Source organism: Dactylosporangium thailandense, assembly GCF_059739745.1.
On the sequence record NZ_AP029195.1, the window covers coordinates 3,087,516 to 3,101,700 of the forward strand.

A 14,185-nucleotide genomic window follows, 5' to 3' on the forward strand; every position below is an offset into this window, starting at 1 on the left:
GGCACCTTCCGTTCCGAAAGTCGAACATACTGGACGGTTTGCGTCCCGTACGTGAGCAGCGTAAACGACCGTTGATCCACTATTTCGCGCAGGTGGGTCACGAGACGACGATAGGGCGGTGAGTGGTCTCATCCTGGAGTTCCCCGATCAGGTCCCATACGACGCGTACGTCCACGCCGGCACGCTGCACTCGCTCCAGCAGCCGCTGACCAAGGACCCCGGCGAGATGTCCTTCCTCATGGTCAGCCAGGTGATGGAGCTGTGGTTCGGGCTGGCGCGGCACGAGCTGCGCGACACCCAGCGGCTCCTGCGCGAGGATGACGTGTGGGGTGCCGTCGCCACGCTGCGGCGCATCAAACTCCACCTCGACGGGCTCATCGCGGCCTGGAACGGGCTGCGCTGGATGACGCCGTCCGACTTCAACCGTTTCCGCGGACAGCTCGGCGAGGCGTCCGGGTTCCAGTCGGCGATGTACCGCCACCTGGAGTTCCTGCTGGGGCTCAAGAGCGAGTCCGTGATTCGCCCGTTCAAGCGGCAGGCCGACCTGTACGACGACCTGAGCGTCGCGCTGGCGGCGCCGAGCGTGTGGGACGACGTCAGCGCGCTGCTCGCCCGGCGCGGCTTCGACATCCCGGCCGACGTGCTCACCCGCGACCACGCGCAGGAGCACGAGCCGTCGCCGGCCGTCGAGCAGGCCTGGGTGGAGATCTACCGCGACGACCGCGGCGACAACCCGCTCTACGTGCTCGGGGAGGCGCTGACCGACGTCGCGGAGGCGTTCGGCGACTGGCGGTACAAGCATCTGACCGCCGTACAGCGGACAATGGGCAACAAGCCCGGCAGCGGCGGCTCCTCCGGCGCGGCCTGGCTGACCCGCAGCATGGCCCGGGTAGTGTTCCCCGAGCTCTGGTCCGCACGGACGGTGATCTGATGGTGCACGCGCAAGACCACACGGAAGCCGGAGAGGACGAGGCGCGCCGGCTCGACGCCGCCGACCCCGGGCGCCGGGAGCTGTTCCTCGTGCCGCCGGCCGAGGGCGGCGACTACCCCGACACGGCGTACCTGGCCGGCAACTCGCTCGGCCTGCAGCCCCGCGCCGTGCGGGGTGAGCTGCTCGAGGACCTCGACGCGTGGGCCCGGCTCGGCGTCGAGGGGCACCTGGAGGCCGAGCGGCCCTGGCTGCCCTACCACGAGCTGCTGCGCGAGCCGGCCGCCCGGCTGGTCGGCGCGCTCCCGGCCGAGACGGTGGTGATGAACTCGCTGACCGTCAACCTGCATCTGCTGATGGTGTCGTTCTACCGGCCGGCCGGCGCGCGCACGCTGATCGTCGTCGAGGACACGGCGTTCCCGTCGGACAGCTACGCGGTCCGCAGCCAGGCCGCCTTCCACGGCCTGGACCCGGATCTCACGGTCGTGCGCACGAACGACCCGCTGGCGACGATCCGCGAGCGCGGGGACCGCATCGCGCTGGTACTGCTCGGCGGGGTCAACTACCTCACCGGCGAGCTGATGGACATCCCGGGGATCACGGCGGCCGGACACACGGCCGGGGCGATCGTCGGGTGGGACCTGGCGCACGCGGCCGGCAACGTGCCGCTGCGGCTGCACGAGTGGGGCGTCGACTTCGCCGCATGGTGCTCGTACAAGTACCTCAACAGCGGGCCGGGGGCGGTGGCGGGCGCGTTCGTGCACGAGCGGCACACCGGCGGCGGCCTGCCCCGGTTCGAGGGCTGGTGGAGCACCGAGCCGGCGACGCGGTTCGAGATGGCGCCGGTGTCCCGCCCGCCGAGGACCGCCGACGCGTGGCAGGTGTCCAACCCGCCGATCCTGGCGATGAGCCCGGTGCGCACGTCCCTGGAGCTGTTCGACACGGTCGGCATGCCGGCGCTGCGGGCGCGCAGCGAGCGGCTCACCGCATACCTGCAGACGCTGCTCGACCCGATCCGCTCGGATCGCGTGGAGCTGGTGACGCCGCGCGACCCGGCGCGGCGCGGCTGCCAGCTGTCGCTGCGCGTCGCCGATGCCGGCGGGCTGAGCAAGACCCTGCGGCACCGGCACGGGGTGATCGCCGACAGCCGCGAGCCCGACATCGTGCGGCTCGCCCCGGTGCCGCTGTACTCGACGTACCACGACTGCTGGCGGGCCGCCGCCGCGATCGCGCACGAGGTGGGGGCATGACGGACGTCGCCGTGGTCGGGGCCGGTCTCACCGGCAGCCTGCTCGCCTGCTTCCTGGCCCGGCGCGGGCACACCGTGACCGTCTACGAGCGCCGCCCCGACCCGCGCACCACCGGCGCGGAGCGCGGCCGGTCGATCAACCTGGCGCTGTCGGAGCGGGGCATCGACGCCCTGCGCCGGATCGGCCTGCACGAGCGGGTGCTCGTGGACGCGCTGCCGATGCGCGGGCGGATGATCCACCCGGTCGCCGGCGACCTGGACTTCCAGCAGTACAGCCTCGACGGCCGGCGGGCGATCAACTCGATCAGCCGGGGCGCGCTGAACAACGCGCTGCTCGACGCGGCCGGCGCCACCCGCGGGGTGAAGATCGTCTTCGAGCACCGGCTGACCGGGCTCGACCCGCTGGTGTTCGCCACGCCGGCCGGGGAGGTGACGGCGAGCGCCGATGTCGTCATCGGCGCCGACGGCGCGGGCAGCGCGGTGCGCGGCGAGCTGCTCGGCATGGGGCTGCTCGACGAGTCCGTCGACTTTCTCGACTACGGCTACAAGGAGCTGACGATCGCGGCGGGCCCGGACGGCGACTTCGCCATGGACCCCGGCGCGCTGCACATCTGGCCGCGCGGCACGTCGATGATGATCGCGCTGCCCAACCCCGACCGGACGTTCACCTGCACGCTCTTCTGGCCCAACGGCGGCACGTCGAGCTTCGCGTCGCTGGGCAGCCCGGCCGCGATCGAGCGGCATTTCCGGGCGGTCTATCCGGACGTGGTACCGCTGATGCCGAACCTGGTCGACGACTACCGGCTCAACCCGGTCGGCCTGCTCGGCACGGTGCGCTGCGGGCCGTGGCAGGCCGCGACGCCGGGCGGCCCGGTCGGCCTGATCGGCGACGCCGCCCACGCGATCGTGCCGTTCTACGGGCAGGGCGCCAACTGCGGGTTCGAGGACTGCGTCGTGCTCGACCGGGTGCTCGACGAGTCCGGCGACGACTTCGCCGCCGCGCTGCCGCTGTTCGATGCGCGGCGCCGTGACGACGTCGAGGCGATCGCGACGATGGCGCTCAACAACTTCGTGGAGATGAGGGACAAGGTGGCCTCGCCGGTGTTCCAGCTCGGGAAGAAGGTCGAGCACGCGCTGGAGCGCGCGCTGCCCGGCCGGTACGTCTCCCGCTACGAGCTGGTCTCGTTCAGCACCACGCCCTACGCGCAGGTGCGGGACCGGGTGCGCCGCCAGCACCAGGCGCTCGGGGCGCTCGGCGCGCTCGCGATCGGCGCGGTCGGCGCCGCCGTGGTCAGGGGGTGGCGGCGGTGACGCTGCGGCACTTCATCGGTGGGCGGTTCGTCGCCACCGGTTCGACGTTCGCGAAGCTGAGCCCGGTCACCGGCAACCGCGTCACCGAGGTGTGCGAGGCGGACCGGTCCACTGTGGACGCCGCGGTGGCCGCGGCGCGGGCGGCCGTGCGGGGCCCGTGGGGGCGCACCGGCGAACTGGAGCGCGCGGCCGTACTGCGCCGGATCGCCGACGAGCTCGAGCGGCGCTTCGACGACCTGGTCGCCGCCGAGGTAGCCGACACCGGCAAGCCGGTGAGCCAGGCCCGCACGCTCGACATCCCGCGCGGAGCGGCCAACTTCCGGGCCTTCGCCGACATCGTCTCCGCGGCGCCGAACGAGTCGTTCACCACCGTCACGCCGGCCGGTGGGCGCGCCCTCAACTACGCGGTGCGCAAGCCGGTCGGCGTGGTCGCGATCGTCGTGCCGTGGAACCTGCCGCTGCTGCTGCTGACCTGGAAGGTGGCCCCGGCGCTGGCCTGCGGCAACGCGGTCGTGGTCAAGCCCTCGGAGGAGACTCCCTCCTCGGCGACGGTACTGGCCGAGGTGATGAGCGCCGCCGGCGTGCCCGACGGCGTGTTCAACCTCGTGCACGGGTTCGGGCCGGACTCGGCGGGGGAGTTCCTCACCCGCCACCCGGACGTCGACGCGATCACGTTCACCGGCGAGTCCGCGACCGGCTCGGCGATCATGCGGGCCGCCGCCGACGGGGTGAAGGCCATCTCGTTCGAGCTCGGCGGCAAGAACGCCGGCCTGGTGTTCGCCGACACCGACCTCGACGCGGCCGTCGCCGGCTCGGTGCGCTCCAGCTTCACCAACGGCGGCCAGGTGTGCCTGTGCACCGAGCGGCTCTACGTGCAGCGGCCGGTCTTCGACGAGTTCGTCACCCGGCTGGGCAAGGCGGCCTCCGCCCTGGCCTGGGGATGGCCGCAGGACGAGGGCACCGCCACGATGCCGCTGATCTCCAGGCAGCACCGCGAGAAGGTGCTCGGCTACTACGACCTCGCCCGCACGGAGGGCGCCACGGTGGTGACCGGCGGCGGGGTGCCGACGTTCGACGACGCCCGCGACAGCGGCGCGTACGTCCAGCCCACCGTGCTCGTCGGCCTCCCGCCCGACGCCCGCACCAATCGCGAGGAGATCTTCGGGCCGGTCTGCCACGTCGCGCCGTTCGACACCGAGGAGGAGGCTTTCGCGCTGGCCAACGACAGCGACTATGGCCTCGCCGCGACGGTGTGGACCCGCGACGTCGGCCGGGCGCACCGGGCCGGCCAGGCGCTGGACGCCGGGCTGGTCTGGGTCAACACCTGGTTCCTGCGCGATCTGCGCTCCCCGTTCGGCGGGGTCAAGGCCTCCGGCATCGGCCGCGAGGGCGGCATCCACTCGCTCAACTTCTATTCCGAGCTCACCAACGTCTGCGTGGATCTCTCATGACCGATGTGCACAAGGCGGCGGAGGCGCTGCTGGCCGCCTACGAGACGGGCACCCCGATCCCGCCGCTGCGCGGGACGGTGCTGCCGGAGGGCGACGTCGCCACGGCGTACGCCGTGCAGCAGGCCCAGGCCGAGCGCTGGGAGGCGGCCGGCCGGCGGCCGGTCGGCGCGAAGATCGGCCTGACCTCGCCGGCCGTGCAGAACGCGTTCGGGGTCTTCCAGCCGGACTTCGGCGTCCTGTACGCCGACATGGCCGTGCCCGACGGCGCCCCGATCCCGGCCGGCAAGCTGCTCCAGCCGCGCGTCGAGGTCGAGGTAGCGTTCGTGCTCGGCCGTGACCTGCCGCACGAGCAGGTCACCGTCGTCGACGTCATCCGCGCCACCGACCACCTGCTGCCGGCGATCGAGGTGGTCGACTCCCGGATCGCCGGCTGGGACATCTCCATCGTGGACACGGTGGCCGACAACGCGTCCAGCGGCATGTTCGTGCTCGGCACCGCGCCGCGCCGGCTGGCCGACGTCGACCTGCGGCTGTGCGGAGCCGTCGTGGAGCACCTCGGCGAGCCGGTGTCGGTCGGTGCGGGTGCGGCCTGCCTGGGCAACCCGGTGCACGCCGTCGCCTGGCTGGCCACCACGCTGGCCGCCGCCGGCCGCCCGCTGCGGGCCGGCGACCTCGTGCTGTCCGGCGCGCTCGGCCCGATGGTTCCGGTGCCCGTGACCGCCGCGGGGCCTGTGTACGAGGCGCGGGTCTCCGGGCTCGGGTCGGTCCGGGCAGTATTCGAAGGGAGCGCGCAATGACCGTGGGCGTGGCCATCATCGGCTCGGGCAACATCGGCACCGACCTGATGATCAAGGTACTGCGGCTCTCCGAGTCGCTGGAGATGGTCGCGATGGCCGGCATCGACCCGGACTCCGACGGGCTCGCCCGGGCGCGGCGGCTCGGCGTCGCCACGACCGCGGCCGGCGTCGACGGCCTGGTCGCCATGCCCGAGTTCGCCGACGTGCGGATCGTCTTCGACGCGACGAGCGCCGGGGCCCACCGGCACAACAACGAGGTGCTGCAGGCGCACGGCCGCCGGGTCGTCGACCTCACGCCGGCCGCGATCGGGCCGTACGTCGTGCCGCCGGTCAACCTCGACGAGCACCTTGCCGCGCCCAACGTCAACCTCGTGACGTGCGGCGGGCAGGCGACCGTGCCGATCGTCGCCGCGGTCGGGGCGGTGACCCCGGTCGCCTACGCCGAGATCGTCGCCTCGATCGCCTCGAAGTCGGCCGGCCCCGGCACCCGGGCCAACATCGACGAGTTCACCGTCACCACCGCCCGCGCGCTGGAGGTCGTCGGCGGCGCCGCCCGGGGCAAGGCCATCATCGTGCTCAACCCGGCCGACCCGCCGCTACTGATGCGCGACACCGTGTACTGCGTCTGCCCCGACCGCGACGCCGACCGCACCGCGATCGCCGCATCGGTCGAGGCGATGGTCAAGACGGTCGGCGGGTACGTGCCCGGCTACCGCCTCAAGCAGGAGGTCCAGTTCTCCGCCGACCCCGAGGGGCTGCTCGTGACCGTGTTCCTGGAGGTCTCCGGCGCGGGGCACTACCTGCCCGCCTACGCCGGCAACCTCGACATCATGACCTCCGCGGCGCTCCAGGTCGCCGAAAGGATGGCCACCGCATGAGCGAGCGTCTGTACATCCAGGACGTCACGCTGCGCGACGGCATGCACGCCATCGCGCACCGGTACACCGTCGAGCAGGTGCGCACGATCGCCGCCGCGCTCGACGCGGCCGGGGTCGACGCCATCGAGGTCGCGCACGGCGACGGCCTGGCCGGGTCGAGCGTCAACTACGGCCGCGGCGCCGCCACCGACGCCGACTGGATCGCGGCGGCCGCCGAGGCGATGACCAACGCGCGGCTGACCACGCTGCTGCTGCCCGGGATCGGCACCATCGCCGACCTCAAGCAAGCCCGGGACCTCGGGGTCACCAGCGTGCGGATCGCCACCCACTGCACGGAGGCCGACATCGCCGCCCAGCACATCGGCTGGGCGCGGGAGAACGGCATGGACGTCTCCGGCTTCCTGATGATGTCGCACATGAACCCGCCGGCCGCGCTCGCCGAGCAGGCCAAGCTGATGGAGTCGTACGGCGCGCACTGCGTGTACGTCACCGACTCCGGCGGCCGGCTGCTCATGCACGACGTCGCGGAGCGGGTCGACGCCTACCGCCAGGTGCTCGACCCGGCCACCCAGATCGGCATCCACGCCCACCACAACCTGTCGTTCGGCGTCGCCAACAGCGTCGTCGCCGTCGAGCACGGCACCGTGCGGGTCGACGCCTCCCTCGCCGGGCAGGGCGCCGGCGCCGGCAACGCGCCGCTGGAGGTGTTCGTGGCCGTCGCCGACCTGATGGGCTGGGCGCACGGCTGCGACACGTTCGCGCTCATGGACGCGGCCGAGGACCTGGTGCGGCCGCTGCAGGACCGTCCCGTGCGGGTCGACCGGGAGACGCTCTCGCTGGGCTACGCCGGGGTCTACTCGAGCTTCCTGCGCCACGCCGAGCGGGCCTCGGAACGCTTCGGCGTGGACGTGCGGGACATCCTGGTGGAGCTGGGCCGCCGGCGGATGGTCGGCGGCCAGGAGGACATGATCGTCGACGTCGCCCTCGATCTGGTGAAGGAGCGGGCATGAGCGGTACGGAGCGGAGCGGAGTGGCCGCGATCGGGCGAGCGCAGGGTGGGCTCAGGCCGGCGCCGGAGCTTGCGGAGGTGGTGGCATGAGCGGTACGGAGCGAAGCGGAGTGGCCGCGATCGGGCAAGCGCAGGGTGGGCTCAGTCCGGCGCCGGAGCTTGCGGAGGTGTCGGCATGAGCCTGGCCGAGCGGCTCGATGAGGCCGAGCGGACCCGCACGGCGATCCCCCAGGTGGTCTCGCAGAGCGGCGCCGACGCCGGCGAGGCGTACCATATCCAGGAGGCGCTCGTGGCGCGGCGGGTGAGCCGCGGCGAGCGGCTCGTGGGCCTCAAGCTGGGCCTCACGAGCCGAGCCAAGATGGCACAGGTCGGCGTCGACCAGGTGATCTGGGGCCGGCTCACCGACGCGATGCGGATCGACGACGGCGGCACGGTCGACGCCGGCCGGTACATCCACCCCCGGGTCGAGCCCGAGGTCGCGTTCCGCCTCGACGCGACCGGCGTGGCCACCGCCGTCGCGCCCGCGCTGGAGCTGATCGACTCCCGCTACGCCGACTTCAAGTTCGCGCTGCCCGACGTGATCGCCGACAACACCTCGGCGGCCGGGTTCGTCATCGGTGCCTGGCAGCCGCTGCCGGCGGGCCTTGCCAATCTGGGCGTGCTGCTGGAGGTCGACGGGCGGGTCGCTCAGATCGGATCCACGGCCGCCATCCTGGGCGATCCCCGCCGGGCCCTCACGGCCGCGGCCGCGCTGGCCTCCTCGGCGGGGGTGGCACTGCAGGACGGGTGGGTGCTGCTCGCCGGCGCGGCGACGGCGGCCGTGCCCCTGGCGCCCGGTGCGCACGTGCGCGCGGTCGTCGAGGGCCTGGGCACCGCCTCCCTGCGGGCGCTGCCGTGATCGTCGACGGCGCGGCGCGGCCGCGCGGCCGGTTCCCGCACGTGAAGGTCGCGGGCGGTTTCGCGTTCGTCTCCGGCACGTCGTCGCGCCGGCCCGACAACAGCATCGCCGGGGCGTCGGTGGACGCGATGGGCACGACAAGCCTCGACATCCGCGAGCAGACCCGGGCCGTGCTGCGCAACATCGACGGCATCCTGGCCGCGGTCGGCGCCTCGCTCGCCGACGTGGTCCAGGTGACCACCTACCTGGTCAACATGAACGACTTCGGCGGCTACAACGAGGTCTACGGCGAGTTCTTCGACGAGACCGGGCCGGCCCGCACCACCGTGGCAGTGCACCAGCTGCCGCACCCGCACCTGCTGATCGAGATCCAGGCCGTTGCGCTGATCCCCCGTGGAGGTGGAGATGACTGACATGTCGCCGGTGAACTTCCCCGACTGGCTCGCCGAGAACCAGCACCTGCTCAAGCCGCCGGTCGGCAACAAGCAGGTCTTCCCGGCCGGGTCGGACTTCATCGTCATGGTCGTCGGCGGGCCCAACCAGCGCACCGACTTCCACGTGGACCCGTACGAGGAGTTCTTCTACCAGATCAAGGGCAACATGCACCTCAACGTCATCACGCCCGACGGCCCCGACACGGTACACATCAATGAGGGCGGGATGTGGCTGCTGCCCGGCAACATGCCCCACTCGCCGCAGCGCGAGGCCGGCTCGATCGGCATCGTGGTGGAGCGGGTGCGCCAGGAGGGGACCCTGGAGAAGTTCCAGTGGTACTGCCCGTCGTGCGGCAACCGGGTGCACGAGGTCGAGCTGCAGGTGCGCGACATCGTGGTCGACCTGCCACCGGTGTTCCAGGCGTTCTACGAGGACGAGCAGGCGCGCACGTGCGGGCAGTGCGGCACCGTGCATCCGGGTAAGGGATGAGGGCCGACGTCCACGCCCACCTGGTGCCCCGTGGCTGGCCGGACCTCGCGGCGGAGTGCGGCGGGACCGGGTGGCCGTGGCTGCGTGTCGACTCCGAACGCGCGGCGATGATCATGGTGGGTGACACCGAGTTCCGCCCGATCGGCCCGTCGGCCTGGGACGCCTCGACGCGCCTGGCGGACATGGACACCGACGGCGTCGATCTGCAGGTGATCTCCCCGACGCCGGTGTTCTTCTCCTACGACCGCCCGGCCGGCCAGGCGGTCAAGGTCGCCCGGATCTTCAACGACCTCACGCTGAAGCTGGCCGCCGAGGGCGGGGGGCGCTTCGTGCCGTTCTGCCAGGTGCCGCTGCAGGACCCGGACGCGGCCTGCGCGGAGCTCGACCGCTGCCTGGCCGCCGGGCACGCCGGGGTCGAGATCGGCAACCACGTCGGCGACCGTGACCTCGACGACCCGGGCGTGGTGTCGTTCCTGCAGCACTGCGCGTCGGTCGGCGCGCCGGTGTTCGTGCACCCGTGGGACATGCCGGGCGGTCCGCGGCTGGACCGGTGGATGGCCCGCTGGCTGACCGGCATGCCCGCGGAGACGCACCTGTCGATCCTGGCGATGATCCTCGGGGGCGTGTTCGACGCGGTACCGCCGTCGCTGCGGATCTGTTTCGCGCACGGCGGCGGCAGCTTCGCCTTCTGGCTCGGCCGGGCCGAGAACGCCTGGCTCCGCCGCGGCGACGTGGTCCGGGGCCGCTCGGCGCACCCGCCGTCGCACTACCTGGACCGCTTCTCGGTCGACTCCGTCGTCTTCGACCCGGCCGCCCTGCGGCTGCTGGTCGAGACGCTGGGGGAGGACCGGGTCATGCTCGGCAGCGACTATCCCTACCCTCTGGGCGAGCGCCCGGTCGGTGCGGTGGTCGACCGGGCCGGCTACCTGAGCGAGGCCCAGCGCGCGAAGCTGCTGGGCGTCAACGCACTGCGGTTCCTCGGACGCTGACCGCCCCTGAACAAGCCGGGCCGTGTGACGACGTCGCACGGCCCGGCTTGTTTTTTCGCGTGCTCAGACAGCGGTTTCGCGCTTGTGAAATCCTGTGAACAAACCTGATCCGAAGCATCCTCCGTACGGTCGGACAGTGCCGCCGTGAGCTGGATCTTTCCTGTTCACTGCAGGACGCATCTTGTTCACTGAACTCATGCCTGATAGAACATCGAGCAGGTCGGGCCAACAGAGGAGTGAACATGGCAGACTCTCCCCTTCTCTCCCGCCGCTCCGTACTCCAGCTCGGCGGCGTGGGCGCGCTCCTGCTCGCCACCGGTGCCTGCGCGAGCGGCAGCAAGAACAACCCTTCGTCGTCGTCCTCCGGCGGCGCCAAGTCGTCGACCCTGAAGATCGCGGTGTCCAGCTACCTCAGCAGCTGGGACCAGGACTTCGTCGGCTTCGACCTGACCGCGCTGATGCTGTACAAGAACGTCTTCCCATACATGATCGACTACGGCGTGAAGACCGCCGGTGGCAGCCGGATCCTCGACACCGAGAACATCATGCCGACGTTCGCCGAGTCCTTCGAGCCGGACGCCGAGAAGAAGGTGTGGACGCTCAAGCTCCGCAAGGGCTTCAAGTTCCCCAGCGGCAACGAGCTCAAGGCCGCCGACGTGAAATGGTCGAAGGACCGGGCGTTCGCCGCCAAGGCCAACGTCGCCGGCATCTACCGCACCATCGGCCTCACCAAGCCCGAGCAGGTCGTCGTGGTCGACGACTACACGGTCGAGTTCCACCAGGAGTTCCCGAGCGCGCTGACCAGGCAGATCCAGGCCATCTCGCTCTACGTCTTCGACTCGGTCGAGGCGAAGAAGCACGCGACCGACGCGGACCCGTGGGCCAAGGAGTGGTTCGCCAAGAACCCGCCCACCGGCGGCTACTTCAACGTCACCAAGGCCACCCAGGGCCAGGAGATCGAGCTCACCGCGAACGACGCCTACCCGGGCCCGGACCGGGCCAAGACCAAGACGATCCGCATCTCCGTCGTGCCGGCCGCGGCCAACCAGCGGCTGCAGCTGCAGGCCGGGGACATCGACATCGCGCTCGGCGCGAGCCCGCGCGACATCAAGGACCTCAAGAGCGCCTCCGGCATCACCGTGCTGTCCGCGGCCAGCAACTCGCAGATCGCCATCCAGATGTCGACGACCACCGCGCCGTTCGACGACGTCAACGTGCGCAAGGCGCTGGCCTACGCCACGCCGTACGAGCAGATCATCAAGAACGTCTACGGCGGCGACGCCCGGCCGACGAAGAGCGTCGTGCCGCTGGACATGCCGGGATACTCCGAGAAGGGGTACCCGTACACGTACGACATCGACAAGGCCAAGGCGGCGCTCGCCGCGTCGGGCAAGAGCTCGATCGCCTCGGAGCTGGTCTTCCAGGCCGACAACGACGAACAGCAGCAGCTCGCCGTGCTCGTGCAGAGCGAGGCCCGCAAGGCCGGCATCGAGCTCAAGCTGACGCCGCTCGACCCGGCGACGCTCGCCGACCGGCGCGGGAAGAAGAACATCCCGCTGCAGATCACCTCGGGCCAGCTGTGGGTCAACGACGTGGAGTACATGCTGGCGACGAGCTTCGTGCAGGGCGCCAACCTCAACTACTCCAACTACACCAACCCGAAGATCGAGCAGATCTACCAGCAGTCGCACACGACCGTCGACACCGGCGCGCGCAACCAGCTCTGGGCGCAGGTGCAGGACGTCATGGCCGAGGACGTGCCGTGGGTGGTGATCTGCCAGCCCAACTTCAACCTGCCGGTGCGCAAGTCGGTGGCCGGCTGGGTGCAGCCGATGGACGGCCTGGCCCGCCTGCGCTACCTGGGGGCGTCGGCGTAGATGCGCGTCCTCCGGTTCGTCGCCCGCCGGCTGCTCCAGCTCATTCCGGTCCTGCTCGGGGTGGTCGTGCTGACATTCCTGCTGGTCCGGGTGCTGCCCGGTGACCCGATCCGGACCATTCTCGGGCCCAACGCGACCGCCGCCGACGAGGCGGCGGCGCGGGCCCGATTCGGCCTCGACCGGCCGCTGTGGCGGCAGTTCACCGACTACCTCGGCGGCCTGGTCACCGGGGACTTCGGCACGTCCATCCAGAGTGGACAGTCGGTCGGCGGTGAGATGGCGCTGCGGATCGGCCCCACGATGGAGCTGGTCGTGCTGGCGGTGGCGGTCGCCGTGGTGATCGCCACCGTCGTGGGCCTGTGGTCGGCCCGGCACGCGAACCGGGCCGGCGACCACGGCATCCGGGTGCTCGCGCTGGTCGGCAACTCGATGCCGGAGTTCTGGCTGGGCCTGGTGCTGATCCTCGTCGGCTATGCGGGGCTGGGCTGGTTCCCGGCGCCCAGCGGCCGCGTCGACCCGGACACCGACCTCACCCCGATCACCGGCGCCGACGCGCTCGACGCCCTGCTGACCGGCAACATGCCGGCGCTGACGTCGGCGCTGTGGCACCTGGCGCTGCCGGTGCTCACGCTCGTCATCGTGATCGTGGCCCCGCTGCTGCGCAGCGTGCGCGCGTCGGCGCTGGAGGTACTGCGCTCCGAGCCCTACGCGGCGGCCGAGGCCCACGGGCTGCCCGGACGGGTGCTGCGCCGCGGTTACCTGGTGCGGGCGGCCCTGGTGCGCCTGCCGTCGCTGGCCGCCCTCGTCTTCGGCTTCGCGATCGGTTCGACGGTGCTCATCGAGTACGTCTACTCCTGGCAGGGCTTCGGCCAGTGGGCGCTGCGCGGCCTGCTCTACCGCGACTACCCGGTGGTGCAGGCGTCGGTGCTGGTGATCGCGCTCTGCTACGTGGTGGTGTTCCTGATCGCCGACGTCGTGCACGCCATGCTCGACCCGAGGGTGAGGATCTGATGTCGTTGCTGCGCACCGGCCGCCGCCGGGAGGGCCGCGAGGGCCGCTTCGGCACCGTCCTGGTGGCCACCGGCGCCGGCATCCTGGCCGTCGTCGCCCTCGCCGTGCTGCTCGGCCCGCTGCTCACGTCGTGGGGGCCGAACGAGATCGACGGGGCCGGCCCCACCCTGGCCGAGCCCGGCGGCGCGCACCTGTTCGGCACCGACGTCAACGGCATGGACGTGTGGAGCCGGCTGCTGTACGCGGGCCGCGTCGACCTCGGCATCGCCATCGCCGCGGTGGCGATCGCCGTCGTGCTGGGCAGCATCCTCGGCGTCGTCGCCGGCTACTTCGGCGGCTGGCTCGACGACGTCCTGATGCGCCTCACCGACATCTTCCAGGCGTTCCCCACGTTCATCCTCGCGCTCGCCGTCGCCGCCCTGCTGGGCAGCGGGCCGCTCAACCTGACCGTCGCGATCGCGCTGGTGAACGCGCCCGCCTACGCCCGCCTCGTGCGCGCCGAGGTCCGCACGATCCGCGACCTGACCTATGTCGACGCCGCGCGTACCTCCGGCGCCTCGACGATCGGGCTGCTGTGGCGGCACGTGCTGCCCAACAGCCTCACACCGGTGCGGGTGATCGCCCCGCTCAACTGCGGCTGGGCGATGCTCACCCTGGCCGGCCTGTCGTTCCTCGGCCTGGGCATCCCGGTGCCCGACGCCGAGTGGGGCGCCATGATCAGCCTCGGCACCGGCGACGTGGTGGCCGGCCGGTGGTGGACCTCGGTGCCGCCCGGCATCGCACTGCTCGTCTGCGTCCTGGGCTTCAGCCTCCTCGGCGAGGGTCTGCAGGAGCGCGCCGACCGGGTCCGACGGTGAGGAGCC

14 protein-coding genes are annotated in these 14,185 nt (G+C 71.8%); all 14 read left to right on the forward strand.

Features of this window, described 5'->3' with window-relative positions; all coding sequences use genetic code 11:
- The first annotated feature begins 118 nt into the window (after window positions 1-118).
- The 14 genes from AC6JBM_RS13880 (at window position 119) to AC6JBM_RS13945 (ending at window position 14,179) form a co-directional block, all read left to right on the forward strand.
- The gene (locus AC6JBM_RS13880) at window positions 119-931 is read left to right on the forward strand and encodes a tryptophan 2,3-dioxygenase (RefSeq protein ID WP_497984019.1); all 813 of its coding nucleotides are present in this window, start codon (window positions 119-121) and stop codon (window positions 929-931) included.
- Complete coding sequence (gene kynU, locus AC6JBM_RS13885; protein WP_497984020.1) at window positions 931-2,178, forward strand: kynureninase; 1,248 nt, start codon at window positions 931-933, stop codon at window positions 2,176-2,178. Before AC6JBM_RS13880 ends, kynU begins: the two co-directional genes overlap by 1 nt.
- Window positions 2,175-3,488 (forward strand): FAD-dependent oxidoreductase, encoded by a 1,314-nt coding sequence (locus AC6JBM_RS13890; protein WP_497984021.1) that lies wholly within the window; start codon window positions 2,175-2,177, stop codon window positions 3,486-3,488. The genes kynU and AC6JBM_RS13890 overlap by 4 nt, the downstream gene beginning before the upstream one ends.
- Window positions 3,485-4,939, forward strand: coding sequence for a 2-hydroxymuconic semialdehyde dehydrogenase (locus AC6JBM_RS13895; RefSeq protein ID WP_497984022.1), 1,455 nt, complete (start codon window positions 3,485-3,487; stop codon window positions 4,937-4,939). Before AC6JBM_RS13890 ends, AC6JBM_RS13895 begins: the two co-directional genes overlap by 4 nt.
- On the forward strand, window positions 4,936-5,736 hold the full coding sequence (locus AC6JBM_RS13900; protein WP_497984023.1) for a 2-keto-4-pentenoate hydratase: 801 nt from the start codon (window positions 4,936-4,938) through the stop codon (window positions 5,734-5,736). Before AC6JBM_RS13895 ends, AC6JBM_RS13900 begins: the two co-directional genes overlap by 4 nt.
- Complete coding sequence (locus AC6JBM_RS13905; protein WP_497984024.1) at window positions 5,733-6,614, forward strand: acetaldehyde dehydrogenase (acetylating); 882 nt, start codon at window positions 5,733-5,735, stop codon at window positions 6,612-6,614. Before AC6JBM_RS13900 ends, AC6JBM_RS13905 begins: the two co-directional genes overlap by 4 nt.
- A complete protein-coding gene (gene dmpG, locus AC6JBM_RS13910; RefSeq protein ID WP_350611136.1) occupies window positions 6,611-7,624 on the forward strand; it encodes a 4-hydroxy-2-oxovalerate aldolase in 1,014 nt (337 codons plus the stop codon). The genes AC6JBM_RS13905 and dmpG overlap by 4 nt, the downstream gene beginning before the upstream one ends.
- A 174-nt stretch (window positions 7,625-7,798) precedes the next feature.
- Complete coding sequence (locus AC6JBM_RS13915; protein WP_497984025.1) at window positions 7,799-8,521, forward strand: 2-keto-4-pentenoate hydratase; 723 nt, start codon at window positions 7,799-7,801, stop codon at window positions 8,519-8,521.
- Window positions 8,521-8,934: a RidA family protein gene (locus AC6JBM_RS13920; protein WP_350611345.1), complete on the forward strand. Its 414-nt coding sequence runs from the start codon at window positions 8,521-8,523 to the stop codon at window positions 8,932-8,934. Before AC6JBM_RS13915 ends, AC6JBM_RS13920 begins: the two co-directional genes overlap by 1 nt.
- The gene (locus AC6JBM_RS13925; protein WP_497984026.1) at window positions 8,927-9,445 is read left to right on the forward strand and encodes a 3-hydroxyanthranilate 3,4-dioxygenase; all 519 of its coding nucleotides are present in this window, start codon (window positions 8,927-8,929) and stop codon (window positions 9,443-9,445) included. Before AC6JBM_RS13920 ends, AC6JBM_RS13925 begins: the two co-directional genes overlap by 8 nt.
- Window positions 9,442-10,434: an amidohydrolase family protein gene (locus AC6JBM_RS13930; RefSeq protein WP_497984027.1), complete on the forward strand. Its 993-nt coding sequence runs from the start codon at window positions 9,442-9,444 to the stop codon at window positions 10,432-10,434. Before AC6JBM_RS13925 ends, AC6JBM_RS13930 begins: the two co-directional genes overlap by 4 nt.
- A gap of 242 nt (window positions 10,435-10,676) precedes the next feature.
- On the forward strand, window positions 10,677-12,311 hold the full coding sequence (locus tag AC6JBM_RS13935) for an ABC transporter substrate-binding protein (protein ID WP_497984028.1): 1,635 nt from the start codon (window positions 10,677-10,679) through the stop codon (window positions 12,309-12,311).
- Window positions 12,312-13,322: an ABC transporter permease gene (locus tag AC6JBM_RS13940; RefSeq protein WP_497984029.1), complete on the forward strand. Its 1,011-nt coding sequence runs from the start codon at window positions 12,312-12,314 to the stop codon at window positions 13,320-13,322.
- Window positions 13,322-14,179, forward strand: a complete 858-nt coding sequence (locus tag AC6JBM_RS13945) for an ABC transporter permease (protein ID WP_497984030.1) — start codon at window positions 13,322-13,324, stop codon at window positions 14,177-14,179. The genes AC6JBM_RS13940 and AC6JBM_RS13945 overlap by 1 nt, the downstream gene beginning before the upstream one ends.
- Window positions 14,180-14,185 lie beyond the last annotated feature (6 nt).

Coding starts and splice junctions, on each gene's coding strand:
- AC6JBM_RS13900 (WP_497984023.1), top strand. CDS start 4,936: ATGACCGATGTGCACAAGGCGGCGGAGGCGCTGCTGGCCGCCTACGAG.
- kynU (WP_497984020.1), top strand. CDS start 931: ATGGTGCACGCGCAAGACCACACGGAAGCCGGAGAGGACGAGGCGCGC.
- dmpG (WP_350611136.1), top strand. CDS start 6,611: ATGAGCGAGCGTCTGTACATCCAGGACGTCACGCTGCGCGACGGCATG.
- AC6JBM_RS13930 (WP_497984027.1), top strand. CDS start 9,442: ATGAGGGCCGACGTCCACGCCCACCTGGTGCCCCGTGGCTGGCCGGAC.
- AC6JBM_RS13905 (WP_497984024.1), top strand. CDS start 5,733: ATGACCGTGGGCGTGGCCATCATCGGCTCGGGCAACATCGGCACCGAC.
- AC6JBM_RS13890 (WP_497984021.1), top strand. CDS start 2,175: ATGACGGACGTCGCCGTGGTCGGGGCCGGTCTCACCGGCAGCCTGCTC.
- AC6JBM_RS13925 (WP_497984026.1), top strand. CDS start 8,927: ATGACTGACATGTCGCCGGTGAACTTCCCCGACTGGCTCGCCGAGAAC.
- AC6JBM_RS13945 (WP_497984030.1), top strand. CDS start 13,322: ATGTCGTTGCTGCGCACCGGCCGCCGCCGGGAGGGCCGCGAGGGCCGC.
- AC6JBM_RS13935 (WP_497984028.1), top strand. CDS start 10,677: ATGGCAGACTCTCCCCTTCTCTCCCGCCGCTCCGTACTCCAGCTCGGC.
- AC6JBM_RS13915 (WP_497984025.1), top strand. CDS start 7,799: ATGAGCCTGGCCGAGCGGCTCGATGAGGCCGAGCGGACCCGCACGGCG.
- AC6JBM_RS13940 (WP_497984029.1), top strand. CDS start 12,312: ATGCGCGTCCTCCGGTTCGTCGCCCGCCGGCTGCTCCAGCTCATTCCG.